The sequence below is a fragment of the Isoptericola sp. NPDC056134 genome (assembly GCF_042264825.1).
GTDB lineage: Bacteria > Actinomycetota > Actinomycetes > Actinomycetales > Cellulomonadaceae > Isoptericola > Isoptericola nanjingensis.
Genome location: NZ_JBHJVM010000010.1, coordinates 15,464 through 37,974 on the forward strand (window position 1 = coordinate 15,464; position 22,511 = coordinate 37,974).

41 protein-coding genes are annotated in these 22,511 nt (G+C 71.1%); 2 read left to right on the top strand and 39 right to left on the bottom strand.

What is annotated here, in order from left to right:
• Positions 1-140: 140 nt before the first annotated feature.
• From ACFCZN_RS11370 to ACFCZN_RS11490, 25 genes are all read right to left on the bottom strand, one after another.
• Complete coding sequence (locus tag ACFCZN_RS11370; protein WP_430556853.1) at positions 141-1,460, bottom strand: phage major capsid protein; 1,320 nt, start codon at positions 1,458-1,460, stop codon at positions 141-143.
• An 18-nt stretch (positions 1,461-1,478) separates the two neighbouring features.
• Positions 1,479-2,237, bottom strand: coding sequence for an HK97 family phage prohead protease (locus ACFCZN_RS11375; protein WP_430556854.1), 759 nt, complete (start codon positions 2,235-2,237; stop codon positions 1,479-1,481).
• A gap of 40 nt (positions 2,238-2,277) precedes the next feature.
• On the bottom strand, positions 2,278-4,200 hold the full coding sequence (locus tag ACFCZN_RS11380) for a phage portal protein (protein WP_430556855.1): 1,923 nt from the start codon (positions 4,198-4,200) through the stop codon (positions 2,278-2,280).
• Between the two features lie 3 nt (positions 4,201-4,203).
• Positions 4,204-4,416, bottom strand: a complete 213-nt coding sequence (locus ACFCZN_RS11385) for a hypothetical protein (RefSeq protein ID WP_430556856.1) — start codon at positions 4,414-4,416, stop codon at positions 4,204-4,206.
• Positions 4,417-4,428: 12 nt separating this feature from the next.
• On the bottom strand, positions 4,429-5,979 hold the full coding sequence (locus ACFCZN_RS11390) for a terminase large subunit domain-containing protein (RefSeq protein ID WP_430556857.1): 1,551 nt from the start codon (positions 5,977-5,979) through the stop codon (positions 4,429-4,431).
• Positions 5,980-6,064: 85 nt separating this feature from the next.
• Positions 6,065-6,517 carry a hypothetical protein gene (locus ACFCZN_RS11395; protein WP_430556858.1) on the bottom strand — a complete coding sequence of 151 codons (453 nt, stop codon included), beginning with the start codon at positions 6,515-6,517 and terminating at the stop codon, positions 6,065-6,067.
• Positions 6,518-6,635: 118 nt separating this feature from the next.
• Positions 6,636-6,929, bottom strand: a complete 294-nt coding sequence (locus tag ACFCZN_RS11400; RefSeq protein ID WP_430556859.1) for a hypothetical protein — start codon at positions 6,927-6,929, stop codon at positions 6,636-6,638.
• A 20-nt stretch (positions 6,930-6,949) separates the two neighbouring features.
• Entirely contained in the window at positions 6,950-7,324 is a 375-nt protein-coding gene (locus ACFCZN_RS11405) for a DUF4429 domain-containing protein (RefSeq protein WP_430556860.1), read from the bottom strand.
• 152 nt (positions 7,325-7,476) lie between these two features.
• Entirely contained in the window at positions 7,477-7,968 is a 492-nt protein-coding gene (locus ACFCZN_RS11410; protein WP_430556861.1) for an HNH endonuclease signature motif containing protein, read from the bottom strand.
• Positions 7,952-8,665, bottom strand: a complete 714-nt coding sequence (locus tag ACFCZN_RS11415; RefSeq protein ID WP_430556862.1) for a hypothetical protein — start codon at positions 8,663-8,665, stop codon at positions 7,952-7,954. Before ACFCZN_RS11415 ends, ACFCZN_RS11410 begins: the two co-directional genes overlap by 17 nt.
• The gene (locus ACFCZN_RS11420) at positions 8,662-8,844 is read right to left on the bottom strand and encodes a hypothetical protein (RefSeq protein ID WP_430556863.1); all 183 of its coding nucleotides are present in this window, start codon (positions 8,842-8,844) and stop codon (positions 8,662-8,664) included. The genes ACFCZN_RS11415 and ACFCZN_RS11420 overlap by 4 nt, the downstream gene beginning before the upstream one ends.
• On the bottom strand, positions 8,841-9,068 hold the full coding sequence (locus tag ACFCZN_RS11425) for a hypothetical protein (protein WP_430556864.1): 228 nt from the start codon (positions 9,066-9,068) through the stop codon (positions 8,841-8,843). Before ACFCZN_RS11425 ends, ACFCZN_RS11420 begins: the two co-directional genes overlap by 4 nt.
• Positions 9,065-9,244: a hypothetical protein gene (locus tag ACFCZN_RS11430; protein ID WP_430556865.1), complete on the bottom strand. Its 180-nt coding sequence runs from the start codon at positions 9,242-9,244 to the stop codon at positions 9,065-9,067. Before ACFCZN_RS11430 ends, ACFCZN_RS11425 begins: the two co-directional genes overlap by 4 nt.
• Positions 9,241-9,885, bottom strand: coding sequence for a hypothetical protein (locus tag ACFCZN_RS11435; protein WP_430556866.1), 645 nt, complete (start codon positions 9,883-9,885; stop codon positions 9,241-9,243). The genes ACFCZN_RS11430 and ACFCZN_RS11435 overlap by 4 nt, the downstream gene beginning before the upstream one ends.
• A complete protein-coding gene (locus ACFCZN_RS11440) occupies positions 9,882-10,124 on the bottom strand; it encodes a YegP family protein (RefSeq protein WP_430556867.1) in 243 nt (80 codons plus the stop codon). The genes ACFCZN_RS11435 and ACFCZN_RS11440 overlap by 4 nt, the downstream gene beginning before the upstream one ends.
• On the bottom strand, positions 10,121-10,405 hold the full coding sequence (locus ACFCZN_RS11445; protein ID WP_430556868.1) for a hypothetical protein: 285 nt from the start codon (positions 10,403-10,405) through the stop codon (positions 10,121-10,123). Before ACFCZN_RS11445 ends, ACFCZN_RS11440 begins: the two co-directional genes overlap by 4 nt.
• Complete coding sequence (locus tag ACFCZN_RS11450) at positions 10,402-10,731, bottom strand: restriction endonuclease (RefSeq protein ID WP_430556869.1); 330 nt, start codon at positions 10,729-10,731, stop codon at positions 10,402-10,404. The genes ACFCZN_RS11445 and ACFCZN_RS11450 overlap by 4 nt, the downstream gene beginning before the upstream one ends.
• Positions 10,728-10,967: a hypothetical protein gene (locus ACFCZN_RS11455; protein ID WP_430556870.1), complete on the bottom strand. Its 240-nt coding sequence runs from the start codon at positions 10,965-10,967 to the stop codon at positions 10,728-10,730. Before ACFCZN_RS11455 ends, ACFCZN_RS11450 begins: the two co-directional genes overlap by 4 nt.
• Positions 10,967-11,170: a hypothetical protein gene (locus ACFCZN_RS11460; RefSeq protein WP_430556871.1), complete on the bottom strand. Its 204-nt coding sequence runs from the start codon at positions 11,168-11,170 to the stop codon at positions 10,967-10,969. Before ACFCZN_RS11460 ends, ACFCZN_RS11455 begins: the two co-directional genes overlap by 1 nt.
• Positions 11,167-12,438, bottom strand: coding sequence for an AAA family ATPase (locus ACFCZN_RS11465; RefSeq protein ID WP_430556872.1), 1,272 nt, complete (start codon positions 12,436-12,438; stop codon positions 11,167-11,169). Before ACFCZN_RS11465 ends, ACFCZN_RS11460 begins: the two co-directional genes overlap by 4 nt.
• A gap of 8 nt (positions 12,439-12,446) precedes the next feature.
• Positions 12,447-13,169, bottom strand: a complete 723-nt coding sequence (locus ACFCZN_RS11470) for a hypothetical protein (protein WP_430556873.1) — start codon at positions 13,167-13,169, stop codon at positions 12,447-12,449.
• Positions 13,166-13,465: a DUF4406 domain-containing protein gene (locus tag ACFCZN_RS11475; RefSeq protein WP_430556874.1), complete on the bottom strand. Its 300-nt coding sequence runs from the start codon at positions 13,463-13,465 to the stop codon at positions 13,166-13,168. Before ACFCZN_RS11475 ends, ACFCZN_RS11470 begins: the two co-directional genes overlap by 4 nt.
• Positions 13,462-14,658 carry a DNA cytosine methyltransferase gene (locus ACFCZN_RS11480; protein WP_430556875.1) on the bottom strand — a complete coding sequence of 399 codons (1,197 nt, stop codon included), beginning with the start codon at positions 14,656-14,658 and terminating at the stop codon, positions 13,462-13,464. The genes ACFCZN_RS11475 and ACFCZN_RS11480 overlap by 4 nt, the downstream gene beginning before the upstream one ends.
• Positions 14,655-14,849 (bottom strand): hypothetical protein, encoded by a 195-nt coding sequence (locus tag ACFCZN_RS11485; RefSeq protein WP_430556876.1) that lies wholly within the window; start codon positions 14,847-14,849, stop codon positions 14,655-14,657. The genes ACFCZN_RS11480 and ACFCZN_RS11485 overlap by 4 nt, the downstream gene beginning before the upstream one ends.
• Entirely contained in the window at positions 14,846-15,430 is a 585-nt protein-coding gene (locus ACFCZN_RS11490) for a WhiB family transcriptional regulator (protein WP_430556877.1), read from the bottom strand. Before ACFCZN_RS11490 ends, ACFCZN_RS11485 begins: the two co-directional genes overlap by 4 nt.
• Positions 15,431-15,462: 32 nt before the next feature.
• Between ACFCZN_RS11490 and ACFCZN_RS11495 the strand changes: the two genes are divergently transcribed.
• Complete coding sequence (locus ACFCZN_RS11495; RefSeq protein WP_430556878.1) at positions 15,463-15,903, top strand: hypothetical protein; 441 nt, start codon at positions 15,463-15,465, stop codon at positions 15,901-15,903.
• A gap of 239 nt (positions 15,904-16,142) precedes the next feature.
• Here ACFCZN_RS11495 and ACFCZN_RS11500 read toward each other — a convergent pair whose 3' ends face one another.
• The 14 genes from ACFCZN_RS11500 to ACFCZN_RS11565 all read right to left on the bottom strand — a co-directional run bounded on the left by ACFCZN_RS11500 (position 16,143) and on the right by ACFCZN_RS11565 (position 21,936).
• Positions 16,143-16,628 (bottom strand): ParB N-terminal domain-containing protein, encoded by a 486-nt coding sequence (locus ACFCZN_RS11500; RefSeq protein WP_430556879.1) that lies wholly within the window; start codon positions 16,626-16,628, stop codon positions 16,143-16,145.
• Positions 16,628-17,416, bottom strand: coding sequence for a hypothetical protein (locus ACFCZN_RS11505; RefSeq protein WP_430556880.1), 789 nt, complete (start codon positions 17,414-17,416; stop codon positions 16,628-16,630). The genes ACFCZN_RS11500 and ACFCZN_RS11505 overlap by 1 nt, the downstream gene beginning before the upstream one ends.
• A 2-nt stretch (positions 17,417-17,418) precedes the next feature.
• A complete protein-coding gene (locus ACFCZN_RS11510; protein ID WP_430556881.1) occupies positions 17,419-18,237 on the bottom strand; it encodes a PD-(D/E)XK nuclease-like domain-containing protein in 819 nt (272 codons plus the stop codon).
• A complete protein-coding gene (locus tag ACFCZN_RS11515) occupies positions 18,234-18,407 on the bottom strand; it encodes a hypothetical protein (RefSeq protein ID WP_430556882.1) in 174 nt (57 codons plus the stop codon). Before ACFCZN_RS11515 ends, ACFCZN_RS11510 begins: the two co-directional genes overlap by 4 nt.
• Positions 18,404-18,556, bottom strand: coding sequence for a hypothetical protein (locus tag ACFCZN_RS11520; RefSeq protein ID WP_430556883.1), 153 nt, complete (start codon positions 18,554-18,556; stop codon positions 18,404-18,406). Before ACFCZN_RS11520 ends, ACFCZN_RS11515 begins: the two co-directional genes overlap by 4 nt.
• A gap of 160 nt (positions 18,557-18,716) precedes the next feature.
• On the bottom strand, positions 18,717-18,908 hold the full coding sequence (locus tag ACFCZN_RS11525) for a hypothetical protein (protein ID WP_430556884.1): 192 nt from the start codon (positions 18,906-18,908) through the stop codon (positions 18,717-18,719).
• Positions 18,905-19,141 (bottom strand): hypothetical protein, encoded by a 237-nt coding sequence (locus ACFCZN_RS11530; RefSeq protein ID WP_430556885.1) that lies wholly within the window; start codon positions 19,139-19,141, stop codon positions 18,905-18,907. The genes ACFCZN_RS11525 and ACFCZN_RS11530 overlap by 4 nt, the downstream gene beginning before the upstream one ends.
• Complete coding sequence (locus ACFCZN_RS11535; RefSeq protein WP_430556886.1) at positions 19,138-19,434, bottom strand: hypothetical protein; 297 nt, start codon at positions 19,432-19,434, stop codon at positions 19,138-19,140. The genes ACFCZN_RS11530 and ACFCZN_RS11535 overlap by 4 nt, the downstream gene beginning before the upstream one ends.
• A complete protein-coding gene (locus tag ACFCZN_RS11540) occupies positions 19,431-20,066 on the bottom strand; it encodes a hypothetical protein (RefSeq protein ID WP_430556887.1) in 636 nt (211 codons plus the stop codon). Before ACFCZN_RS11540 ends, ACFCZN_RS11535 begins: the two co-directional genes overlap by 4 nt.
• Positions 20,063-20,584, bottom strand: coding sequence for a hypothetical protein (locus ACFCZN_RS11545; RefSeq protein ID WP_430556888.1), 522 nt, complete (start codon positions 20,582-20,584; stop codon positions 20,063-20,065). Before ACFCZN_RS11545 ends, ACFCZN_RS11540 begins: the two co-directional genes overlap by 4 nt.
• A 3-nt stretch (positions 20,585-20,587) precedes the next feature.
• The gene (locus ACFCZN_RS11550; RefSeq protein WP_430556889.1) at positions 20,588-21,037 is read right to left on the bottom strand and encodes a hypothetical protein; all 450 of its coding nucleotides are present in this window, start codon (positions 21,035-21,037) and stop codon (positions 20,588-20,590) included.
• 68 nt (positions 21,038-21,105) lie between these two features.
• Positions 21,106-21,417, bottom strand: a complete 312-nt coding sequence (locus ACFCZN_RS11555) for a hypothetical protein (protein WP_430556890.1) — start codon at positions 21,415-21,417, stop codon at positions 21,106-21,108.
• Entirely contained in the window at positions 21,417-21,656 is a 240-nt protein-coding gene (locus ACFCZN_RS11560; protein WP_430556891.1) for a hypothetical protein, read from the bottom strand. Before ACFCZN_RS11560 ends, ACFCZN_RS11555 begins: the two co-directional genes overlap by 1 nt.
• A 55-nt stretch (positions 21,657-21,711) precedes the next feature.
• Positions 21,712-21,936 (bottom strand): helix-turn-helix domain-containing protein, encoded by a 225-nt coding sequence (locus ACFCZN_RS11565; RefSeq protein WP_430556892.1) that lies wholly within the window; start codon positions 21,934-21,936, stop codon positions 21,712-21,714.
• 102 nt (positions 21,937-22,038) lie between these two features.
• On the opposite strand from ACFCZN_RS11565, the gene ACFCZN_RS11570 reads away from it, so the two are divergent.
• Positions 22,039-22,305 (top strand): helix-turn-helix domain-containing protein, encoded by a 267-nt coding sequence (locus ACFCZN_RS11570; RefSeq protein ID WP_430556893.1) that lies wholly within the window; start codon positions 22,039-22,041, stop codon positions 22,303-22,305.
• Positions 22,306-22,511 lie beyond the last annotated feature (206 nt).

Genomic DNA, 22,511 nt, shown 5'->3' on the forward strand with positions numbered 1-22,511 from the left:
TGGGGTGTCGGGCGGGTGGGGAGGGGGGGGGGGGGGAGGGGGGGGTGAGGGGCGGTTTGCCCCTATGGGCGCTGTACTTCTTATCCCTTGTGGGGGAGTGGGTCCGGGAGGGAAAGAAAGCCCCCCCCCGCCGGCGGGGATCACGCGGTCGCGGTCTCGACGAACGCCGACGGGCGGGTCACCGCGAAGGCGACGCGCTCCTCGGCGAGGATCGCCACGAGGTTGCGGATGAAGAAGTCCGCGTGCGAGTCGGTCATCGTGACCGACGCCTGCTCGCGGTCCCAGAGCACCGCCTTCTTGAAGTCGCCGACCAGGCCGGTGCCGGCCGTCAGCGCCTCGGTCTCGACGATGGGCAGGCCCCACAGGGTGCGGGGGCCCATCGAGAACGGGCCGTTCCCGAAGTACTTGCCGGTCGCGCCGTCCTCGCGCATGAGGTCGACCTTCTCGACGTCGGCCGGCGCCAGGGCGACGGCGTTCGGGATGACACGGCCCACGGTGCGGGCCTTCGTGATCGCCTTGCGGACGGTCTGGAAGATGTCCGTCGAGAACGCCTGCGTCTGCGTTCCCGAGGTCTCGAGGATGCCGGTCAGGTTCTCACCCGAACCGGAGCCCGTGAACATCTGGGTCTCCTCGGTCTCCTTGAGGTCCGCGACCAGCTCGTCGCGGATGAGGCCCTCGAGGGCGGCGACGTCGGCGAGCGCACGCTTGGTGGCGGGCACCCACTCGGCGATCGTCTTCACGGTCGCCGTCCGACGCTCGAACGCCCACGCACCCTCGGGCTTGTAGCCGCCGCCCGTGGGGAGCACGAGCGCGCCGGCCGTGCCGGGGGCCGTCGGGGACGCCGAGCTCGTGGCCTCGGCCACGGGCGCCGCCGCGTTGGTGTGGCTCGTCTGGGCCACGTACTCGACGGTGTCCGACCCGGTGCGGCGGACCGAGATCACGTCGCGGAGGGTCAGGGTGCGCCGGCCGAGCATCTCGACGATGCCGGTCTGCTCGGCGACGACGAACGCGCCGGCGCTCGTGTCGGTGCCGCCGACGAACAGCGACTTGAGGCCGATCGGCTGCGACTGCACCCGGGACTTCTCCGGGATGCGGCCGTCGGGGAACGACGCGAGGAGGGCCTTGAACTCCGGGGAGTTCACGACCTGCTTCTCGAGCGGGACGCGGTTCGGCGCCTTCCGTCCGGCGTCGCCCGCGACGATCCCCGCGGTCTCCTCGTCGGTCGGCAGGGCGAGCCCCACCTCGTCGGCGAGGGCCTTCGCCTGGCCGTAGAGGTCGGCGTCCTTCTTCGCGACGTCCGCGTCCGCCTTCGCCTGGGTGGCGGCGGCGAAGTGCTTCTCGAAGTCGGCGCGCTCGTCCTCGGACATCTCGCGGCCGGCGGCGTCCGCCTTCTCCGCGATCTCCCGCGCGGACTTGGCCTCCGCTGCCGCCTTCTGCAGCAGCTCCTGCATGCGACTCATGGGTCGCCCCTTTCCTGCTCAGCTCTCCGACAGCGCGGCGAGCTCGATGGACTTGAGGGTCGCCAGGTCTCGTGCGGACGGGTTGACCCGCTGCTCCTCCGCCTTGGCCCCGGAGGGCTCCTCGGCGTTGGCGGCGGTGTGACCGCTGGCCTTCTCCTGGTCTTCGTTCGCCTCGCCGAGGGTGGCGAGGACGTTCCCGATCGCGTCGTGCGCCTTGCGCAGCTCGCTCTCGTTCTTGGCCGAGAGGACCCGGCCAGCCTTGGTGCCGGAGGTCAGCGCGTCCGCAGCTGCCTTCACGGCGAGGATCTCGGTCTCCTGGTTCGCCCCGATCGGGACGACGGACACCTCGTACAGCTTGAGCTCGCGCAGCTCGTAGACCGACTGCTCGTCGTGCTTCACGGCGCCGCCGTCGATCACGTCGTACGCGAACGACATCTGGTCGATGCGGCGGCCCTTGAGGAGCCGGTAGACCTGCGCCGCCTTCGGGCTCTCGAGGTCCAGCTGCGCGGTGACGAGCAGCCCCTTCTCGTCCTCGACGGCCGACACGACGTGCCCGATGTTGAAGTCGGGGTCGTCCATGCGGTGCCCGAACAGGAGGGGGATCTCCGAGTCCTTCGCGGCCCAGTCGGCGAGCGTCTTCTCGAAGGCGCCTGGCACGACGACGTCGCCGTACGAGTCCTCGTTGCCGAACACGCTCGCGTACGCCGAGAACTGGCCCTCCTCGAGGCCGTCCTCCGGGCCCGCCTTCAGGCGGACGGGTGCGTTCTTGGTCTTCATCGCGCAGCCCTCCTTGGGCGGTTGGGTCGTGGCGACGACGTCAGGGGATGGTGATCTCGACGGAGCACATGCAGTTCGCGACCTCCTCGGCGCCGGCTACCGGATCGCCCGGCCACTCCATGCCGTTGGAGAAGGTGCCGTCGATCGGCACGGTCTCCCCGGCCATCGCCGCGTGCGACGACCGCGGGTTGCTCGACGTGACGACCCACGTCTTCGTCGTCTGCGGGCGGCCGACCTGCTTCGCCGCCTCGGTGACGGCGAACGCGGCGAGGGTCGTCGCGAGGGTCGTCCCGCCCTTCTCCGCGCGCGACGTCTCGGCGACGTCGAACACGTGAGCCGGAGCCGTCGACGCGGCGAGCGCCGCCTTGATCTGGTCCCGGGTAGTCGAGTTGATCGCTCCCGCCCGCGAGCTCGCGACGGCCTTGAGGAACGCGACCGTCTGCCCCTCTGAGTACTGGTCGGGGTCGATCCCCAGGCCCTTGAGCGTCTCGGCGCCGACGGCGGCCGTGACGCTCATCGACAGCGCGAGGAGGTCCGTGGACAGCTCGTCGTTCCAGCGCTCCTCGTCCCACCACTCCGCGCCGTCGGCCTTCGCGCCGAGGGCCGACAGGACGGCCGCCCGCTGCCGCTTGAAGAAGCGGACGAGCACCTGCTGCGCGGCCTTCTCGTGTTCTGTCGCGGCCTGCGCCTTGATGCGCAGCGGGGCGGTCGGCGAGTCCTTCCGGAGCACCGGGCCCATCTTCACCGGCTCGGGCGCACTGTCGGTCGCCGACGACTGACCGCCGATGAGCACGTTCAGCGGGGTGACGAGCTCGTCGCCGCCCTCGACCTGCGGGAGGTTCTGGCGCGCGCGGGCCTCGTTGCGGGTGAGCCACGGGGCGCCGACCGACGTCTGCAGCGCGGCGGCCTGCTCCTCGAACGACCCCCGCAGCTTCTCCGCGAGGTTGAACTCGACGTAGACCGACGTCGCGTCGCCGAAGTCGGGCAGCAGCTGCAGCCCGATCTCCTCCTGGATCATCGTGAGCCACGGGCCGAGCGTGTCGGCGTACAGCATCTTGTGCTGCTCCTCGATGTTCCCGAACGTCGCATGGTCGAGGATGCCGACCATCGGCGGCGGGATGTGGAACGTCGCCGCGACCTCCTCGCGCGTCAGTTTGCGGGCCGCCACGTACTGCAGCTGCTCGGCGGTCTGCGACGCCGACACGAACTTCATGCCGTCCTCGAGGACGGGCGTGCCGCCAGCCTCCGGGCCACCGCCCGAGTACTGCGCCTTCCATCCGGCACGGAAGCGCTGGCGCGCCTCGTCCGACCAGGAGGGCGCGTCCGCGGGGCGCTCGAGGTAGCCCGACGCGCGGGCGCCGTTGCGGAGCGTCTGCTCGCGCATCCGGCCGGCCTCCCACTCCTCGGCCAGGATGCGGCGCAGTGCCTCGATCGGCGGCGCGCCGTTCATCTCGTCCGTCGGGTTGTACCCGTGGAAGTGCACGACCTCGTCACGCGGGAAGTCCCGCTTGCCTCGGTCGCCCGTGTAGCGGAAGCCGTCGGGGAACAGGCCGCCCGTGCCGAAGACCTCGGTGCGCTGCGGGGCGAGCCGCGCCAGCGCGAGCGAGCTGTCTGCGGCCTTGAGCTTGAGCCAGTACGCGACGTCGTAGATCGCCATGTCCTGCACGAGCGCGTCGAGCAGGCGGTACCTCGTGGTCCACGGCGCCGGGCGTGAGATGAGTGCCGACAGCGGGTGGCCGGTCAGTCGCTCACGGTCGTTGTCCGACAGGCGGCGGTACGTGTGGAGTCCGAGCTGCGCGATGTTGCGCCCGAGGAACGACACCACGGTGCGGACTGCCGGCTGCGTGCGCCAGATCTCGGCGTACGCCATCGTGTAGTCGCTCGTCACACGGAGCGAGTACGCGGAGGGGAGGGGCGTGCGATCGAGGGCGCGGAGCGCGCCGTCGGAGACGACGAAGGCCACGGCTCACCCCCTGCTCAGTGCCTGGATGAACTCGACCTGCGTGCGCTCGACGACGACCTCGCCGTCGACCTTGGCTGGCTCACCGGACGACGGGTGGAGCGTGCAGTCGGCCAGGATCAGCAGCGGGCCACGGCGCTTGAGCAGGACGCCCTCGATGGCGGATCCGCTCAGGAGGTTGACGACCACACGGCGCTTCACGACCACTCCGAACGCCATGTCGCCCACCTCTCAGACGACCATCAGGCCGTCGTCCTCGTACGCAGATCGCGTCTCGTGTTCCTCGGGGCGGGACAGGAGCCAGACCGCCCCGGTGGCCGCGACGAGCGGGCTGATGTCGACCGGCGACTTGTCGCGGTCCCACATCCACGCGTCGCCGGCCTTCTTCGTCGCAGCCATACCTGCGGCGACGTCGAGCGGCGGCTGCGGCAGGTGGAAGACGCCCGGGCCGATCGGCTCGCCCGTCTGTTCGTCGAGCGTCACCGCGGCGCGCACGAGGTCGTAGAACGCGCCCGTCGCCGCCGTGACGTCCGAGCCGCCCCACTCGACGACGGGAACGCCAGCTTCCTGCAGGGACTCGAGCAGCGACGACACCGGGGCGCCGCGCGCCTGCAGCGCGACTCCGCGCGAGAGGTTGTGCTTCTCGATCCGTTCCGTCAGCCAGCCGGCGACCCACTCCGTGCCGGCACGGCGAGCCACAATCTCGACGTGCGGCTTGCCGTCCGCGCGCCGGCTCGCGTACGCGATGTGCGTCATCGAGCGGTCCCAGGAGACGTCGACACACGCGGCCTGCGCCGAGCCAGGCACTCGCCGCGACTCGGCGTCCGTGCCAGCCTCCCAGGCGCCCGGCGGGAACGGCCCCTGCAGCACGCCGTCGATCCACTGGCACAGCACCTCGGGGCGGAAGATCCACTCCGGATCGCCGCCACCAGGACGGGGCACGTCACCCGCGATCGTCCGCTCGCTGATCCCGTACCCGAGCGACGGGTTCGCCTGCACCCACGCGTCCCGGTCGGTGACATCGCAGCCCGGGGCGGCCGACCACTCGAACAGACCGAGCGTGTCGACGTCCTCCTCGAAGTCGTCCGGCTCAAGGTCGTCCTCGACGACGTCGCCGAAGTCCTCGATGTCGTCCGCCGACGGCAGGAGCGTCGACGGGTCGTCGTCCGCGTTGATCCCGTCCGGGTCGCCCAGGGCCGCGTGCGCCGACTTCCGCAGGTAGCGCAGCACGACCGACGTCGCGTCTCCCGCGTTCGACAGCGCCCAGATCTGCGCAGCCGGCCGCGCCTGCGTCGTCTTCGTGATCGCGCCCCACGCGTCCCACGACTGGTGCTCGCGGAGCTCGTCGAGCAGGATCAGGTCCCCAGAGAGGCCACGGCCGGCGCGCCGGTTCGCGGCCTTCACCTTGTACCGCTCGCCCGACAGGAGCTTGATCGCCTTCTTGCCGTTGTTCCGCACTGGCTTGTCGGCGAGCTCGGCCAGCTCGGGCGTCTCCTCGATGATGTCGAGGGCGCCCTCCCAGACCTCCTCGGCGGTGTCCAGGTCCTGTGCCGTCCCGAGCACGAGATCGGTGCCGAGGATGTACAGGAAGAACAGGCTCAGCACCTGCGAGAGCGTCGACTTCCCGTTCTGCCGGGCGACGAGCACGACGATCTTGCGGAACCGGAACAGCGGGTCGAGCCGGCCGCGCTGGTCCATCGTGTCTACCGTGAGCGCCGGGTCGAGCTCGAGCGCATGGACCAGGAGCCAGCGCTGCCAGGGGTAGAGGTCGATCCCGCACACCTCGACCGCGAACTCGACGGCCGCGAAGCCGAGTGACGTCTGCGGCGTTAGCTTCCGCAGCGGCGGGGTGAAGACCCGGGGGGTCTCACTCCCCAGACGCTTCGGTCTTGCCGCCCGTGATCGAGCGGAGACCCGCGAGCTTGTCGGCACGGGTCGCCCCCTTCGCATACGCCCCGCGCGCACCGCGCTGCTGCGGGCGCTGGCCGGTCGCCGCGTCTGGAAGGCGCAGCGACACGAGCAGCTGCTTCATCACGTTCTGCTGCTGCCGCGCCTCGGCGAGCACGCCGTCGACCGTCATCACGATGTGGCGCTCGTCCTCGTCGTCCATCTCGAACATCGAGCGGAAGTGCAGCAGCTCGAGCACCCCGCGGCCGGCGATGATGTCGTCGAGCTGGTCGAGGCGGTCGGCGCAGCGGCACGCCTCCTCGAGGATCACCCGCTGCTCAGGACCGAGCACAGGGTGCGCCTCCGTGATCTCGTCCCAGAGTTTCTGCCCGCGGCCCCGCTTGGGCTCCGGGAGGTTCTTCTTCCGCCCCATGCGAGCACCTCCGCGCGGCGATCCGGAAGTTTCAGGTCTAGGGAGAGACGAATCATTGCCGGAAGACCTGTCCGCACCTCCGCCGCGCAGAGATGCAGACCCCCCTACCCGTCTGCGGTCACCACGCCTCGGACTGCATACCCAGACCGGGGTCGGTCATCCGGTTGCCAGCGCTCTTGTTGCACCGCTGGTGCTCCTGCTGGAAGTTCCCAGGGTCTTCACCGAGCTCGGGGTAGAGCGACAGCGGCTTGATGTGCCCGGCGTTGAACGCACTCGGGTCGCTTGGGTCGTCGGTGTCGTAGTCGATCGCCTGTCCGCAACGCATGCAGGGCTGCGGCCGCCCCGACTTGAGGTCGGCCTTGATGCGGCGGACTCGGCGTGAGGTTCGGCCGTAGCCGGCGGGGAGCGTCACGGTCGCTCACCTCGCAGGAGTCAGCGCGCTGCGGTGATCTCCTGGTGCAGCGCCTCGAACGCGTCCTGGTCCTTCTTCCGCCAGTGCACGACGAGCGCCTCGGAGGTGACGAGACCTTGCTTGGCGTACGCACGGGCGGCGGCTGCGTCCTCGGTGGGGATGGGGCCGCGACCGCCGTAGTCCTGCATGGTCTGGCTGTCGCTGGCCGCCTCGACCTTGAACCGGATCTGCCCGTTGGTGAGCGCCTTGGCTGGCTTGTACTCGACGTCGATGACGTCGGCGAGGGGTACGGCGATCCGCTGCGTGCCGACCATCCGGGCCTGCATCTTGCCCGGGTAGATGATCACGTGCTCGCCGTCGAACTCGAGGTCTGCGCCGTAGCCGTTGGCCTTCATGTCCCGAGGCTACCTACAGTTGGCGGCGCTCGTGGAGGATGAACTTCGTCCCGCACGACGAAGCCCCCGACCGCTTGGCCGAGGGCTTCGAGGGTGCACTACCTACACCGACGGGTTACATGCTACCTGACCAGTACGTCAGCGCGCACGCATCACGCCACGTCGTCTGCGCGTCGATCGCGCCAGGCCTGGATGAACTCGGCCACCTCTCGGCGTGATGCGCCTCGGGCGGCCATCGCGCGCGCTTCCTGGATCTCCGGAGCCTCGTCGTAAGGCTGCCCCGCCGTGGCGTACTGGTCGTGCACCTGGTGGTCGTAGTGGTCCTGCCGGAACCAGAGCTTGACGTTGTCGCCGCGGCTCACGGCCTCGAGGTTGGTGAGGCGGTTGTCGAGCTTGTCGGCGTTGCGGTGGTTGACCGTGGCGTCGCCGGCAGGGCCGTGAGCCGCGGTCCACACGATGCGGTGCTCGTAGCACAGCCAGCCCAAGAGGCTCACCTGCCGGTAGCCCGTGTCGGACACTCTGCCTCGCAGCACGCGCCCGTCTCGGAGGATGTCACCCGCAGCCGTGTCGACCTCGATCACACCCAGCCGCAGGGCTTCGACGATCGCCTCGTCGCACGACGCCACCTCACGCACTGCGCTCACCGCCTCGCCCCATGACGTCGTCCGCGTTGTACTTCACGTCGCGGCCGGTGCCGGTCCTGCGCCAGCCCTGCCGGTGCGCGCGGACCTTGACCGCTGCGACCGTGGTGCCCGCCATGTTCGCGGCGTGCTCGACCGTCACCCACTGCTGCTGCGATCCCCAGCGTGACCAGTGGTCGTAGCTCACCCGGTCGTGGCAGGTGCTGCACTCGATGTCGCCGTCGGGCTCGTCGATCCTGGCGACGTACTGCCCGGGGCAGGTCACGGTCAGGCATGCCGATCCCGTGCGCACTCGCCTGGTCCCACGCCGCGACAGCCGCCGCATGGTCGTCAGCATCGAGCGCGCGTCACCCTCGAAGGCGTACCGCGCCATGAGGTCCGGGTCGCCGCTGAGCATGTCGGCCCACCGTGCAGCGAGCCGCAGCCTGCCGGGCGTCGAGTCGGGCACGCTGCCGATCCCTGGCTCGACGTCGAGCAGGTGGTGCCCGACGTACAGCGCCCACTCGTCCACCTCGCGCACTGCACGCTCGAACTCGTCGGTGTCCATGACCTCGCTCATCCCGGGCGGCACACGCGAGCCCGGCTTGCCCGTCGCCTTCCCGCCGGCGGTGACAGCAGCCACCCCGAGCGCGACGACGGTCTCGTAGGTCTCCGCGAGCTCGGTGAGCACCGTGCTCAGCGGCATGTCGTCCAGGCTCAAGATGCCTCCTCCTCGATCGCTGCACGCTCGGCCCACGAAGCGATGTGCCGCTTCTCGCCCACCCGGTGCACGGGGAGCGCGTAGCCGGCGACCTTCACGTGCACGGTGTTCCAGGGCCCCTCGACCTCGAGCCCGTCCTGCGGGCCGCCGAGGATGACGATGCGGATCTTCTTGTTCATCGGGTCGCCTCCTTCTCGCGTGCGGCGAGCGCGACTCGGGCGTCGAGCAGGATGTCGATGTCAACGTGCGCTGACGTCGCGCCCATGTCGTGCAGCTGGGTGAGGTAGCGGTCAACGTCCTTCACGCCGCGGCTGACGTTGTACGCGCGGCCGGAGCGTCCGCGGACGTACGGCGGGGTGGCGCTGAGCGCGTCTTCCAGCGTTGGCGCCCCTGACTCGCTCATGCGCTCTCTCCCGTCTCAGCGTCCAGTCGTGCCAGCGCGTACCTCGCCATCTCCCGGCACTGGTTCTGCGCGCCGGGGCTGAGGTGCTCCCACGGCGGCCAGGGCGGGTCGAAGCCGTCGCGGATGGCGCGCGCGGTGTCGTCGATGCGCGGGTCGGTCTTCGGCACGGGGGTCATGAGGCGTCCCACGCGTTGACGATCTCGGCGATGGCACCGAGGACGTCGTCGGGCTGACCGTCACGTGCCCAGCGGCGCACCTGGTCGAGGATCTTGTCGAGTGCGGTGTCGGAGTCGTCGCGGTCGCGTCGGAGCTCCTGCACGCCGTCCTTGACGACGTCCCTCCATGACGGGCGTTTGAGCGGCCGGAAGAACTGCTCCCAGGTCTGCGCGCCGTCCTTGTCCTGGTCGGTGTTCATGACAGCGGCGAAGGCTGCCTCCCCCAGAGCGTCACGTTCAGCCTCAGCCGCGTGCGCCCTCTGCGCCCAGGCGTCCGCGCTCGCCTCGGCCCCGCACGCGATCTCGACGTCTCGGCGCTGCTGCTGGACCCAGCGGATCAGCGAGACGATGCGCGCCCCTGCGTCACGGCTCTCGTCGTCGGCGAGCGTCGGGAACAGACTCTCGGGCCAGTGCTCGTCGAGCAGGCTCATGAGCCCGTCCCACGTGTGCAGCCGCTGCACCTCGTCCAGCAGCCCCCCGACGTCGCTCACGGAGTCGGTCAGCGCGTCGATGCCCCGCTGGGTCCACTCGCCCTTCGACGGCTTCGCGTTGAGCGCGGCGGAGTATCGGCGGGCGATCTCGTCGAGGTTCGGGGCGGTCATCGGGCCACCTCGACGAGGTCGTAGAACGTCCCGTCGGCGGTGATCCACTGGGCGTAGACGTTCCAGCCGATGAGGGTCCCGGTAGTGGGTCGGAACCGGATCCGCAGCACCCGACGCACGGCTCGGATCGCGCTGCGCCGCTCGACGTACGCCTCGCCGCTTTCCGCGACGATGCGCCCGTTGCGGGCCTTGAGCCGCCAGCGCCAGCCGTCGGCGGCCTTGTAGATCTCGATCCTCATCGGGTCGCCTCCTCGGTGACGGTCACGCGGGCCTCGACCTTCGCGGCGGCCTCATGGCTGCGGTCGCGCACGATGGCGAGCGCCTCGTAGATCGCCGCCGTCTCCTCGTGGTCGAACTCGCACGGACGGGGGGCGTCCTCGCGCCAGAACCCGAGGAGGCCGCGACGGGTCTGCGGGCGCTCGCCGAGACGGATCTTCGTCATGGCGCGGTCGGCGCCACGGGCTGTCTTGTGGTGGCGGTCGGCCTCGTCGAGCAGGGCGCGTGCGGGGTTGGTGCTCATTGGTTCTCCTCCACTCGGTCGGCCACCCACGGCGCCCAGTCCTTCGGGCCGGGTCCGGTGAGCCGCTTGAACGTGATCCCAGGCCGCGTCGCGACGAGGGGGATGGCGCCCGGGATGAGCGACGCGAGCCGCTGCACCTCGATGCGCTCTGCGGGCGGGCAGATGCCATTCCGCTTGCACTGGACGACGAGGAACTCGCCGAGCTTGAACGCCACGAGGTCGGCCTTGCCCTTGCTGCCGGCTGAGCGGATGACCTCGTAGCCCTCCGCCTCGAGGTGGTGGCGGACCTCGCGCTCGAAGTCGGCGCCGCCGCGGTAGTGGCTCATGCCGTCGCCTCCCGGTGGGTGGCGAGGTGCGTGCGCGCCCACTCGAGCGCCTCGCCCACGCTGGCGAACCACCACGACGCCTTGCGCACGAGGGGCAGGCTCCCCGCGAGCTCCGCGATCTCGGTGTCGAACTCGAACCCGTGCCCGATGCACACCATGCAGCGGGTCTGCCACGGGGTCTTCGTCGTGGCCTTGGGCCCGACCCTGTGGACGCGGGCGAGGTGCTGGTGATCCATCACGAGTCCTCCTGGGTCGTCTGCGGCAGACGGTCGACCTGCCAGTCGTCAGGGTTCGCGCCGGCGGCCGCGATGATGCGGTCGCGCTCGGCGGCGTCCAGGTAGCGCCCCTCGGCCGCGGCCTCGTCGAGCGAGATCCGTGCGGCGTGCGGGAGGCCTCGGAGGTCCTGCGGCGGCACGGTGGTCCACGGGTCGCCGGTCATGACGCCCACCTCTCGTCGTCGCCGCGCCCGATGGTCGCGGGGCCGATGTTCTCGGGCGTCCATGGGAAGGGGTTGCGCGGGTCGGCGTACATGACGTTCGGCCAGGCGCGTCCCGTGTCGCGGTCGCCGCGCCAGCGGACGACGTCGACCATGCGGTAGTTGTCGTCCGCAGGCCCGCCGTCGGCCACGCTGCGGCGCCGGAGGCCGAAGCCGAACTCCGGCCACCCGAGGAGCGCCGACGAGCCGCGAGGGCGCAGGTCGCGCTCGCCGCCGCCGGACTGCGTGTGTCCGGCGTGCGCCTCGATCGCCAGCGCGACCCCGCGGGCCCGGAAGCCGTCGAGCGCGCTGATGATCGGCGCGGCGTCGTCGTCGGACGTGATCGCGCGGTTCGAGAGCTTGTACAGCGGCCCGATGACGAGCAGGTCGGGCGCGTGCTGGTCGATGAGCCTGTGCACGGCGCCGGCGTCGCGGGGGTCGCTCACGATGACGCGGCCCTTCGGCAGGTCGTCGACCGTGGTGACGTGCATGTGCTGGCGCGGGTCGGTGCCGTAGTGGGTGGCGGCGTTGGTGATGCTCCGCGCCTGCCTGCGCCACTGCCGCTCGTTGTTCTCGCAGTCGACGACGAGCACCCGGATCGGATCGGTGTGCTTGAACGTCGCCGGGTGGACGCCGGCGGCCGCGCAGATGGCGAGCTGGCGCATGAACGTCGACTTCCCGCCGCCCTCGCCCCCGGTGAGCACGAGCCGGTCCATGCGCTCGAGCAGGTTCGGGATCAGCCAGTCGTACGGCGCGTCGTCGCCGTCGAGCAGCTCGCCCAGCGTGCGGGTGACGATCGCGGACGACCCCGCCTTACTCAGGGCCTCCCACTCGCTGCGCGCGGCCTCCATCTTGTCGGCGTGCGGCATGTCCGCCTCGGACAGCTGCTGCATCCGCATCCCGAGGGCGTTGAGCGCCCGTGAGTCAGCGGCCTCGGACACGATGCGGGCGTACCTGGCGGCGTTCGCGGTGACGGGCGTCTTCTCGACGAGGCGGAACAGCTCGAGGCCGTCGATGCCGCGCTGTCCCCGGTCGCGCAGGGCCGCGTCGACCGTGACGGCGTCGACGGCCTGCCCGGACGACCAGAGGGCGGCGGCCGTCTCGAACACGACCCCGAGGACGGGGGAGGCGAACGAGGCCTCGGTGACGAGGGTGGTCGTCTCCCGCATGGTGTCGGGGGCGCGGAGGGTGGCGCCGACGAGGGCGCGCTCTGCGGTGCTGGTGTCGGTCACGTCCCCTCCTAGCGGTACTTGTACGGGTTGAGGCGCATGTCGCGGGCGAGCTCGGGCGAGATCTCGGGGCCGCGGGCGTCGCGCCACTCGGCGATGCGGTCGGCGAGCTGCCCGTTGGCATCGAGCGAGAGGACGACGGCGCTCGGCGAGCGGGCGCCGGCGTCCCGCAGGTGCCCGAGGAACGCCTTCCGGTCGTCGTCCCCGAGTCCGGCAGCGAGGAGCACGGCGTTGGAGTTGGTGCGCTCCTGCTTCCGCGGCGGCTCCGTGCCGTCAGCGATGCGATTCGCATCCGCGGCCCTAGCCGAAGGCCTCTCCTCTCCTCTCCTCTCCTCTGCATAGCGATCCGCATTGCCATCCGTAGTGCGATCCGCAGTGCGGTTCTTCGCCCACCGGCCAGCAGCGCCCTTCTTCCCGGCCTCTGACAGCCTGGCGATCTGCTCGGCCGACTCCTGGTGCTTGAGGTAGTCGTGGAGCTCGGCCTTGCCGTCGCCGATGTCGTCCCAGAGCCCCAGGTCGAGCAGGACGCGGGCGTCGTCGGCAGTCGCGCCGACCTTGCGCAGGATGCGCGCGACGACGAACTTCCCGTCGGTCCGGTGCTGCCGCGAGTGCGTCATCGAGGCGACGTGGGCCAGCACGGCGAGCGGGGACTCGTCGAGCGCGTCGGCGATCTTCGGGTTGTCGAGGTACCCGACGTCGAGGCGGATGTACTCGCGCCGGTCGGTGACGCTCACGCGGCGGCCCTCCACTGGTCGAGCGGGATGACGGGGACGCCGAGCGCGTGCGCGACGTGCACCTCGAGCTGCGCCCCGCGGGACGCCTCCCAGCCGGGGAGCACGGCGAGCGCGTCGGCGACGAGGACGTCGGCGAGGTCGGCGCGGAGGTAGTCGGCCCACGTCGCACGCTCGGGCTGGCGGGCGGGGTTGCAGACGAGGTGCCCCAGGTCGGCGAGCACGGACTCGGCGGCAAAGAACGCCGGGTAGTTCTGCTCCGGGTAGCCGGTCATCGGGCCGGAGAGGTAGACCTTCATGCCGCCACCTCCGACCGGAGAGCAGCCTCACGAACCGTGAGCAGGTGCCTCAGCGCGGCCTCGGCCTGCTGGGGCACGACGCCGTTCCCGAGCGCCTTGAGCTGCTCGTTGCGGGTCGTGTCGGTGTCGGTGACCCACCCGTCGGGGAGGCCCATCATCCACTCCACGAACCGGGGCGAGAGGCGGTGGGCGCCCTCCCTCCCGGTCGGCTCGGTGGGCGCGGGGGCCACGCGGCCGAGCACGGTCTCCCAGCGGGCGATCGCGTCGCCGTACTGGCCGAACGCCTGATGGTGCGCGAGGCCGTTGAGCAGCAGCTCGCCAGAGCGCGCACCCGACCGGTGCTTGCGCCCGCCCTCGACGTCTGCGTCCGACGGGGTCGGCATCAGGTCCGGGTTGACCGCCGCGTTCCGCACGGTCGCGTCGGTGAGCGTCGTGCCGGCGTGATGGGTGTCGGTCGGGTCGTAGCTCGCACCGGACGCCTTGTGGTCGGTGGCCGTCGGCGTCGGCAGGAGGTTCACGCCAGCTCCGCCACGACCGTCCGCAGGTCCGGACCGCCCGTCCCGTGCCTCCCCGGACCGTTCGTGTCCGAGGTCCGCGGGGACGGCAGCAGGGGCTGCGCCTCCCAGCCCGGCGGGACGGGAGGCGTCCCAGGCGAGGACGAAGACGCGGTACCGGCCGTGCGGGGCTCCCACGTCGGCAGCACGAAGGCCGACCCACGCCGCGTCATACCCGAGCTCGGCCAGGTCTCCGAGAACACGACCGAGTGCCCGCAGAGGTGGCTCTCCGTCGTCATCCACGCAGAAGACGCACGACTCCACGTCGCCAGCGGCTGCTTCGGCACTGAGGGCTCCTCTCACGTTCTCCCACACGACGAAGCGCGGGCGGATGATCTCGACGGCGTCGCACATGGACGCCCACAGGCCGGAGCGGGTGCCGGCCTTCATGCCTGCGCGCTTCCCGGCGTGGCTGACGTCCTGGCAGGGCGAGCCGCCGCTGAGGATGTCGACCGGCTCGACGTCGGCCCACGAGATCCGGGTGATGTCGCCGAGGTTCGGCACGTCGGGGAAGCGGTGCGCGAGGATCTTGCAGGGGCCGGGGTCTACGTCAGACACCCACACGGTGCGGGCGCCGAACACGCTCTCGACGGCGCGATCGAGGCCGCCGTACCCGGCGAACAGGGCTCCGTTCTTCACGCCGCACCGCCCTTCCGCCGGCCCCGCGCGCCCTGCTCCATCTCGCGCACGTACTCGTCGAGGTCGACGGCGGGCGCCGCGGGTTTCTCGGGCGACGGCGCGTGGCCGTTGAGCATCTGGTGTCGCCGCTTCTCGTCGCTGCCGACGCCGTAGGTGCGGCCGCAGCGATTGCAGGTCTGGGGCGTGCTCATGCTGCGTCTCCGTCTCGGTCGGCGCGGTACTGGGCGGCGCGGGCGGCGTGTGCCGCCTTGCAGCCGTCGCAGGGGATCTCGTCGTTGCGCAGGTGCTGGCCGTACCCGCGCTCGGTCCCGTGCTCGCGAGGCATCGGCTTGCGTCCGGCGCGGCCCTTGCTGGCGGAGGCCTGGATCTTCTCGATCCACGAGCCGTGAGCCTCGGAGCACTCGGCGCAGGGGGCCTCGCCTGCGCGCTTGTGACGGCGGAAGCCGCCGACGGTGCCGTGCACCTCGATGCGCGCGCTCTGCTTCTTCGCCACGGGAGGCTTGCCGGCGATCATGCGGCGACGCTCCTGCTGCGAGGTGCCGCCCCACACGCCCCACATCTCACGGTTGGCGACGGCGACCTCGAGGCAGCGCATGCGGATGGGGCACTCAGCACAGACGGCCTTGGCGGCGTCGGCGTGGTCTCCCTGGCTCGGGTAGAACACCTCGGGGTCGGTCTGCGAGCACAGCGCCTGCGACTCCTCGTCGTAGGTGAGCGTCGCGGTCGGCCCGGTGATCCCCGCGAGGATGTCGGGCGCGGTCTGGACAGCCATGCCGCCACCCCCCGCAGCATGGCGAGGGCGTCGTGCCGGTGGTGCCGGTAGGCGTTGACCTCGACCGTGTTGAGGGACTTCCAGCCGACGCGGCGTGCGGCACGCTCGCGGTCCTCGCCGGCGCTGACGAGGTACACCCAGTCGCTGAGCCGGTCGTCCACCGTGGCGGTGGAGTCGTCGAGGCTCGGCCCGGCGGCGGGGTCGTCGATCACGTCGTCGTCCCAGGCGGCAGGTCGCGGCCACCCCTCGCGTGCGGCGGTGCGCAGCGCGCGCTCCTTGCCGATGCCCTCGGGCGCATCCTCCGGGCGAGCCTTGGCATAGAACCGGGCGATCCGGCGGGCGGTGTGCTCCTTGACGTGCTGCAGGGTGCCGGAGCGGATCTCGTGCACCTGGCCGACGTTGATGCCGGTGCGTGCGGCGATCTCGGTGTTGGGCCACCCGTCGGCGGCGAGGGCCTGCAGGCGCCGACGTGAGCCGGTGGCGTCCAGAGTGCGCCCCTTGGTGGGTCGACGCACCGCCCGGCAGCCCATGATGAGGTCGTGGTTCTCGCTGCGGATGCGCCGCGGGATGCCCTTCGAGATCGAGCTGAGGACGTTGGCGGAGATGCCGGTCGCTGCCTCGATGTCGTGGAAGCTGAGGCCGGCGGCGCGCAGCGCGTTGATGCGCGCGTGGGCCCCGTTCGCGGGGACGAGGTTGTAGGGGCGGGCGTACTTCACGACGCCTCACCGACCTTGGCCGGCTCGCGCTCGGGCAGGAGCGCCTCGATGCGGTTGAGCACGCCCAACGCGTCGAGCTCACCGGCAGCTACCGCAGTGCGCGCCTCGTCGAGGTCGTTGCGGATCCGCTTCACCGACACGAACGGCGAGGGCCGCTTCGGCTTCTCAACGGCCGGAGTGGCGAGCTCGACGGGCGGCGGGTTAAGGATCCGGCGCACCAGGTGCTCGCTCATGGAGACGTCGCGGGCGATGCCGGCGGGGATGCGTTCGAGGCCGGCGTTCCGTGCGGCGGCGACGCGACGGTGCCCGTTGCGGACGCGGAGCATCTCGCCGCGCTGCTCGAGCACGACGGGGGCGAGCACGCCGAACTCCTTGATCGACGCCGCGAGGTCGCGCAGGTCGCCGAGGTCGACGCGCACGTTGTGCGGGTGGAACTGGATCAGGTCGAGCCGGACGTTCCCGGCGACCACACCCCGGGCCATCACTCCTCACCGCCCTGCGGCACGTCGAGCGTCGTCGTCGCCTCCGGGAAGAAGTCGGCGGCCGGGATGCCCTCCTGGGTGATGGAGGTCCACGCGGTCGTGAGCTTCGCGAGGTCGTCGGGCGTCCACTTCGCGAGCGGGCGGCCGATGTACGCCTCCATCTGCGCGGGGCTCACGCCGAGGCCGGCGAACTTCGTCGCCGCGGCCTGGGCGCGGGCCTCGACGGGCTCGCCGGTGCCGCGGGTCAGGGTGCGGTTCGCGGTCTCCTGCGCCGTCTGGATCAGCCAGTCCGGCAGGACGGTGAAGATGCACTCGCGCACGGCCTTCGCGCCGGTGTTCTGGTTGTTCAGGTAGACGTCGTTGATGTCGGTGAGGGCGACGCGGCCGCGCTTCGTCGACTTCGCGTGCGGCTGGATGAACGAGCGCGTCGACCGGACGTTGGTCTGCTGGTCCCAGGCCCATGCCTGCATCTCAGACTCGCCGGCGGCGTCGTCACGGCGGAGCTCGCGGACGCCGTAGTCGATGTTCCCCCAGGCGCGGGCCATCTCGCGGGCGGCGTGCACACTCATGCCGGTGCCGCGGTTGGGGACGGAGTAGAAGGCGCGCTCGGCGACGACGAGGTGCCCGAAGGAGCGCTGCACGCCGCCGGCGGCAGCGTCCTCGTCGCGGGGGAAGTCGCGGGCCACCTTGACGGCGGCGGCGACCTCGGCGACGGCGCGGGACTGCTCGACGACGGTCGCCTGCGAGACGGCCTTGTCGACGGCGGACGGGAGGGTGAGGTCGGTCATGGTCAGTCCTCGAGGTAGGTCGCCCAGCGGGGGAGCGACAGCGTCTGGATGTCTTCGGGCAGGCCGGGCCACACGCCGGCATCGGTGCAGTCGCGGAAGCGCTCGAGCGCCTGGTCGACGAGCTCGGCGCCGATGGCCTGCGCCTCGGGGTCGAGCTCGTAGACGGCGACCTGGAACGGCTCCTCGGCCTCGACGGCGACGAACAGGAAGACGGGCTCGGCACCGTCGTGCGTCGCGGCGTACCCGCGCCGGTAGATATCGGCCTGCAGGTGGTAGCCGTAGTTCGCGACCGACTTCGCGAAGCCGCGGCGCGAGGCGTCGGCGGTCTTCTTGAGGTCGACCGCGAGCGGGCGCCCGGCGGCGGTCGTGGTGGGCAGGTAGTCGAACCGGGCCCGCAGCGGAACGCCGGTGCGCTCGTCGGCCCAGAACGCGGAGACCTCGGGCTCGCCGTGCTCGAACAGGCGCCCGGCTGTCGGGTGGTCGTGCACAGCCTTCGCGACGGCCTTCGCGCGCTCGTGGTCGGCGGCGAGGATGGCGACCCCGCCGTCGGCCCGGGCGGCACGCCGCTCGTCCTGTGCCGCCTTCGTGCGCCACGAGTCGGCGTCGACGACCGTGACGGGCCAGCCGGTGCCGAGCACGAGCGCGTGCACGACGGTGCCGAAGTCCATCGCGTCGGTAGCGGTGCGCTCGGCGGGGTGGCGCCTCTGCCAGTCGTACTTCGCGGGGGAGTCGAGAAGGGTCCGGGCGCCGGTGCTGCTGAGCTCGACGCCGGAGTGGTACTCCGCCTCAGGCATCCCGTTCACGAGGCCGGCGCGCTTCACGCTCCCCTCACCTCCTCGAGCGCCTTCCGCGCCCGGTCGCGGGCGTCCTTGGCGTACCTCTCGTCGACCTCGTTGGCCATCCCGTACGACCGCCGGATGCGGATGATGCGCAGGTGGTCCACGGCCTTGTCGAGGTCGTGCTGGGCCTGGGCTTCGGTGGCGGAGGTCATCGCACGATCCCCTTCCGCGCGAGGTTGAGCCGGTCGCGCATGTCGCGGAGGAGCGCGCGCTGCGGGCGGGTGGGGGTGCCTCCGTTGGCGCGGATCTCGGCGCGGAGGTCGGCGAGCTCGCGGGCGATCTGCTGGACGGCGGTGTTCACGACACCCTCCGCAGCCGGTCGTCGGTGTACGCCAGCGGGTAGGGCTCGCCGTAGAACTGGACGACCCAGGCGGGCAGGGTGGGGTGGTGACGAACTACGGTTCCCACGGCGCCACGGTGGGTCGACGTGCGCACCTTGTCGCCTACGCGAAACGTGTGCATCAGTCCTTCTCCTGGTTCTTCCCGAAGCCGCCGCCGTCGGTGTAGGCGAGCAGGTCGGGGTGGTAGTTGTCGGCCGGCGTCGGCTCGTGCTGGTGGATGTCGGTGGCGGGCGGGTCGGTGCGGAAGTCACCGCGCTGTCGGCGTCGCTCGAAGCGCTCCTCGGCGCGCATGTCGTGCCAGGCGTCGCTCATCGGCGCACCCACCACGGGACTCGGACGCCGCCGGCGTTCCGCTCGAGTCGCACGACGAGGTCGTGGTGGTCGTGGCGGTTGAGCCAGCGGCGGAGGGTGCGGGCCGACTGCCCGCGCTCCCGGGCTGCGGCGAACAGGCTGTAGCCCGCGGCCGCCTGCGCCCTGAGGTGGGCGACGATGTCCTCGACGCGCTCCGCACGACGGCGGGCGTTCGTCTCGCGCCAGGTGGTCACGGCTTCCACCTCCGCCCGAGCGGGGCGCCGGTGGGGATCGCGCGCAGCTTGGCGACCTGGACCCTGAGCTCGGCGTGCGCGCCGTCGGCAGGGATCGAGTCGACGAGCCTCACGGCGGCGTCGACGACGGCCTCCATAGCCCGGTCGAGTGCGTAGACCAACGGGAGCGCGGCCCGCGTGTGCTCGACGGCCGGGATGACGGGCGCCGACTCGACGGACGGGTCGCGCCAGGTCTCGGAGTTGCGGGCGAGGGTGGCCCGAGCGGCGGCTGCGAGAGCCTCCGCGGGGGTCATGACGTCGCCCTGTTCATGAGGTCGAGCACGATGTCGTCGAGGATCGAGACGGCGTACTCGTCGGGGTCGTCCTTGAGCGCCGCCTTGTGACGCTCGATGACCTTGATCGCCTGCAGGCGACCGAGCTCGATGCCGGACGACTCGCCCTTGTCGAACGCGGTGACGGAGCCGCCGAGCGACCCGAGCTCGTCGAGCGCAGCGTCCTGCTCGTGCGCGACGGCCAGGCCCTCGACCATGGCGGACGGGATGCCCGCCTTGTCGAGCAACGGGGCAGCGGCGCGGAGGGCAGCGAGGCCCGCGACGTCGGGACGCTCGCCCATGTCCTCGACGGGCGTCTCGTCGCCGACGGCCTGGTGCACGTGCGGGAAGTGGCCGGCGGCGCGGGGGGAGTAGAACAGCTCGGCGTCGTGGGCGGACGCCTTCCGCGCGTTCTGCTCGGCGGCGGCCTCCTCCTCCGGCGACAGCATGTACACCGCGCGCCCGAGGCCGTGGTACTGGTGGCCGGTGCCGTTGTGCACCAGCTCGACGACCTTGCCGTCGTCCTGCCGCTCGGCGGTGTGCCGGTGCGCGCTGCGGAACGCCTCGGCCTCGTCGCGGGTGTACGGCGGGCGGGAGGGGATGTCGTGCGTCATGATGTCGCCCCCTCGACCCGGACACCCTCGCCGTAGAGGCGGCGCGCGCCGGGCTGGTCGAGCCCGCCGCTCTGGGGGTAGGCCCTCTGGTAGGCCTTGCGGATCGCCTTCACCTGCGCGACTTCCACGGGCGGGTGCTCGCGGAAGTAGGCGACCAGGGCGGCGAACTCCTTGACGCGCCGCTCGGCGTGCTCGACCATGTCCTCGGCACCGGCGGTGTGCAGCGCCGTGCCGATGGTGATGCGCGCGGGCCCCTGCGGCTTCCCGGCGGCGGCGCGGTACCAGGTGCCGCGGTCGTCGACGGTCTCGGTGACCGTCGGCAGCGGCCCGTCGATCACGTAGGCGTCCTTGGCGACGGCCTGGATCTCGCGGTAGTCGTCGGGGCTGTTCGCGTAGATCGCGATCATGCGCGGCGCCGAGACGGAGATGACCTGGCCGGTGCCGAGGTCCTGGAAGTGGCGGTAGCCGTTGTCGCTGTGGACGGGCTTGACGGTCTTGGCGTTCTGCGGCAGGACCATGGCTCAGCGCTCCTCGTCGTCGAGCAGCCCGGCCAGCGCGTAGTCCAGGGCGGCGGTGTCCATGTCACGGATCGCGTCGGCGAGGTCGCCGAGCTCGGTCACCGTGGCGAGGTCGTCGTCGACCTTGTCGCCGACCGCCGTGACCGCGTCGTGCAGCGGCGCCGGCTCGACGGGCCACGAAGCGCGGGGGCCCTGGTTGAACGCGATGCCGACGGTGGACCAGCACTCGTGCATCGGGCCCTCGTGGTCCGGGGGCAGCGTGCAGATGTAGAAGTTCCCGGGGATCGCCTTCGAGTCCAGCCGAGCGCCGCAGTGGGCGCGGTTCGCCTGGACGGCGGCCTCGATGTCGGCCTGCTGGCGACCGTGGGCCGCGCGGTCCTGGGCGTCGAAGTCGATCGGCTCGCGGTGCCACCAGTCGGTGATCGCGGCGCCGAGACGCTTGAGGGGGTTCATCGGAGGTACGCTCCTTGTGATCGGCGGGGCGTCTTCTACTTGGCGGTGGGGGACGCCCCGCGGTGTGTTCAGGACTGGTGGTTCTCGAGGAAGCCGTCGAGCGCCTCGGTGATCGGGGCGAACGCAACCTCCATGACCGCGGGCGCCCAGTCGGCGGCAAGCTCCCGCATCCGGGCCTCGGCCTCCTTGTTGCCCGCGCACCACTGGACGAGGTCCCAGGCCGGGTTCGGCGGCCCGTGCATGTAGGGCGCCGCGTTCTGGGGTCGGGTCCAGCCGTGGACGGTGGTGTTGACCGCGAGGGCGATGACCTTGAGGCCGATGTCGGCGAGGAAGAGGTTCAGGTCCTCGGCCGACTCGAACGTCGGCTGGTCGGTGGTCATCAGTGCCCTCCGTGGTTACGAGACCGCGACGTCTGCGACTGCAGGGGGTCGGCCTTGGTGATCGCGTACTCGGCGCGGACGACGAAGGTGTCGCGCAGCGCCACGTACTGGTCCTCGGTGAGGCGGATGTCCCGACCGATCCGCAGGTGGTCGTGACCGCCGGCGTTGATCTCTCGCTTCCACCAGTCGACCGACTTCCCAAGTCGGACGACCAGGTCATCGAGGGTCAGTTCGGACATCAGGACTTCCTCAGATCTCTGATAGGACGGGTGGGTCTGATGGAGTAGATATCTACTACGGCAGAGCAGCCGTGGACCCGGGGTAGAAGGACGCCGGGTGGACGTCCAGGAATGAGGCGATGAGGTAGAGCTCGACAGCGTCGAACCGGGACCGACCCTGCTCCTTTTTCGAGTAGGTGTCCTTGTGCATCCCCACGGCCTCGGCGACTTCGGCCTGCGACTTCCGCCGCCGCGACCTCGCGGCTCGGACCTCGTCGGCGATGTGCTGTTCCGTGCTCATGGGTAGACCGTAGTACATATCTACTGGGTGGACAAGCCTACGGAGTGGGTGAAGAAGCCGCGACGTAGTATCAGTCGTGATACCCGGTCCTACCCTTGTGGCATGACGAACAACGCCGGACGGACTCCGTCAGAGGCGGAGCTCGAGCTCCGCAGCCTCATGAGTAAGGCGATCCGCGACTTCATGGAAGAGCGCGGCATCACGCAGCAGCAGGTAGCCGACAGGCTCGGCCGCTCGCAGGGCTACGTCTCCCAGCACACGAACGGGCGCTCCAACCCGGGGTCCGACATCATCGCCGCCGTGGCGACGCTCGCCGGCCTCGCACCACGCTCGTTCATGGTCGAGGTCACCGAGCGGATGATGCGCTGACGAGCGACCGTGCGGGGATCTCCATCAGCACCCGCCACGCATCCCAGCCCGGAGAGGCGCACTCCGGGCGGTCCGGATCGACAGGCAGGCTTGCGTCGTAGTTCCGGTTGAACGGGCAGACAGCGTCCTTGCAGTCCGCCATACAGATGATGTCGCGCATCTCTCGGCCCCCCTTGGCCCCCTGGCAGCCTCCCCGACATGACGGA

Excerpts from the sequence above, each read along its gene's own strand:
- ACFCZN_RS11545 (WP_430556888.1), bottom strand. The coding sequence starts at position 20,584 with ATGGTCCTGCCGCAGAACGCCAAGACCGTCAAGCCCGTCCACAGCGAC.
- ACFCZN_RS11535 (WP_430556886.1), bottom strand. The coding sequence starts at position 19,434 with ATGACCCCCGCGGAGGCTCTCGCAGCCGCCGCTCGGGCCACCCTCGCC.
- ACFCZN_RS11440 (WP_430556867.1), bottom strand. The coding sequence starts at position 10,124 with ATGAGGATCGAGATCTACAAGGCCGCCGACGGCTGGCGCTGGCGGCTC.
- ACFCZN_RS11375 (WP_430556854.1), bottom strand. The coding sequence starts at position 2,237 with ATGAAGACCAAGAACGCACCCGTCCGCCTGAAGGCGGGCCCGGAGGAC.
- ACFCZN_RS11540 (WP_430556887.1), bottom strand. The coding sequence starts at position 20,066 with ATGACGCACGACATCCCCTCCCGCCCGCCGTACACCCGCGACGAGGCC.
- ACFCZN_RS11460 (WP_430556871.1), bottom strand. The coding sequence starts at position 11,170 with ATGACCGGCGACCCGTGGACCACCGTGCCGCCGCAGGACCTCCGAGGC.
- ACFCZN_RS11405 (WP_430556860.1), bottom strand. The coding sequence starts at position 7,324 with ATGAAGGCCAACGGCTACGGCGCAGACCTCGAGTTCGACGGCGAGCAC.
- ACFCZN_RS11455 (WP_430556870.1), bottom strand. The coding sequence starts at position 10,967 with ATGGATCACCAGCACCTCGCCCGCGTCCACAGGGTCGGGCCCAAGGCC.
- ACFCZN_RS11490 (WP_430556877.1), bottom strand. The coding sequence starts at position 15,430 with ATGGCTGTCCAGACCGCGCCCGACATCCTCGCGGGGATCACCGGGCCG.
- ACFCZN_RS11385 (WP_430556856.1), bottom strand. The coding sequence starts at position 4,416 with ATGGCGTTCGGAGTGGTCGTGAAGCGCCGTGTGGTCGTCAACCTCCTG.
- ACFCZN_RS11525 (WP_430556884.1), bottom strand. The coding sequence starts at position 18,908 with ATGAGCGACGCCTGGCACGACATGCGCGCCGAGGAGCGCTTCGAGCGA.
- ACFCZN_RS11425 (WP_430556864.1), bottom strand. The coding sequence starts at position 9,068 with ATGAGCGAGTCAGGGGCGCCAACGCTGGAAGACGCGCTCAGCGCCACC.
- ACFCZN_RS11570 (WP_430556893.1), top strand. The coding sequence starts at position 22,039 with ATGACGAACAACGCCGGACGGACTCCGTCAGAGGCGGAGCTCGAGCTC.
- ACFCZN_RS11395 (WP_430556858.1), bottom strand. The coding sequence starts at position 6,517 with ATGGGGCGGAAGAAGAACCTCCCGGAGCCCAAGCGGGGCCGCGGGCAG.
- ACFCZN_RS11430 (WP_430556865.1), bottom strand. The coding sequence starts at position 9,244 with ATGACCCCCGTGCCGAAGACCGACCCGCGCATCGACGACACCGCGCGC.
- ACFCZN_RS11560 (WP_430556891.1), bottom strand. The coding sequence starts at position 21,656 with ATGTCCGAACTGACCCTCGATGACCTGGTCGTCCGACTTGGGAAGTCG.
- ACFCZN_RS11370 (WP_430556853.1), bottom strand. The coding sequence starts at position 1,460 with ATGAGTCGCATGCAGGAGCTGCTGCAGAAGGCGGCAGCGGAGGCCAAG.
- ACFCZN_RS11445 (WP_430556868.1), bottom strand. The coding sequence starts at position 10,405 with ATGAGCACCAACCCCGCACGCGCCCTGCTCGACGAGGCCGACCGCCAC.
- ACFCZN_RS11475 (WP_430556874.1), bottom strand. The coding sequence starts at position 13,465 with ATGAAGGTCTACCTCTCCGGCCCGATGACCGGCTACCCGGAGCAGAAC.
- ACFCZN_RS11555 (WP_430556890.1), bottom strand. The coding sequence starts at position 21,417 with ATGACCACCGACCAGCCGACGTTCGAGTCGGCCGAGGACCTGAACCTC.
- ACFCZN_RS11565 (WP_430556892.1), bottom strand. The coding sequence starts at position 21,936 with ATGAGCACGGAACAGCACATCGCCGACGAGGTCCGAGCCGCGAGGTCG.
- ACFCZN_RS11450 (WP_430556869.1), bottom strand. The coding sequence starts at position 10,731 with ATGAGCCACTACCGCGGCGGCGCCGACTTCGAGCGCGAGGTCCGCCAC.
- ACFCZN_RS11420 (WP_430556863.1), bottom strand. The coding sequence starts at position 8,844 with ATGAACAAGAAGATCCGCATCGTCATCCTCGGCGGCCCGCAGGACGGG.
- ACFCZN_RS11550 (WP_430556889.1), bottom strand. The coding sequence starts at position 21,037 with ATGAACCCCCTCAAGCGTCTCGGCGCCGCGATCACCGACTGGTGGCAC.
- ACFCZN_RS11435 (WP_430556866.1), bottom strand. The coding sequence starts at position 9,885 with ATGACCGCCCCGAACCTCGACGAGATCGCCCGCCGATACTCCGCCGCG.
- ACFCZN_RS11515 (WP_430556882.1), bottom strand. The coding sequence starts at position 18,407 with ATGACCTCCGCCACCGAAGCCCAGGCCCAGCACGACCTCGACAAGGCC.
- ACFCZN_RS11500 (WP_430556879.1), bottom strand. The coding sequence starts at position 16,628 with ATGGCCCGGGGTGTGGTCGCCGGGAACGTCCGGCTCGACCTGATCCAG.
- ACFCZN_RS11505 (WP_430556880.1), bottom strand. The coding sequence starts at position 17,416 with ATGACCGACCTCACCCTCCCGTCCGCCGTCGACAAGGCCGTCTCGCAG.
- ACFCZN_RS11485 (WP_430556876.1), bottom strand. The coding sequence starts at position 14,849 with ATGAGCACGCCCCAGACCTGCAATCGCTGCGGCCGCACCTACGGCGTC.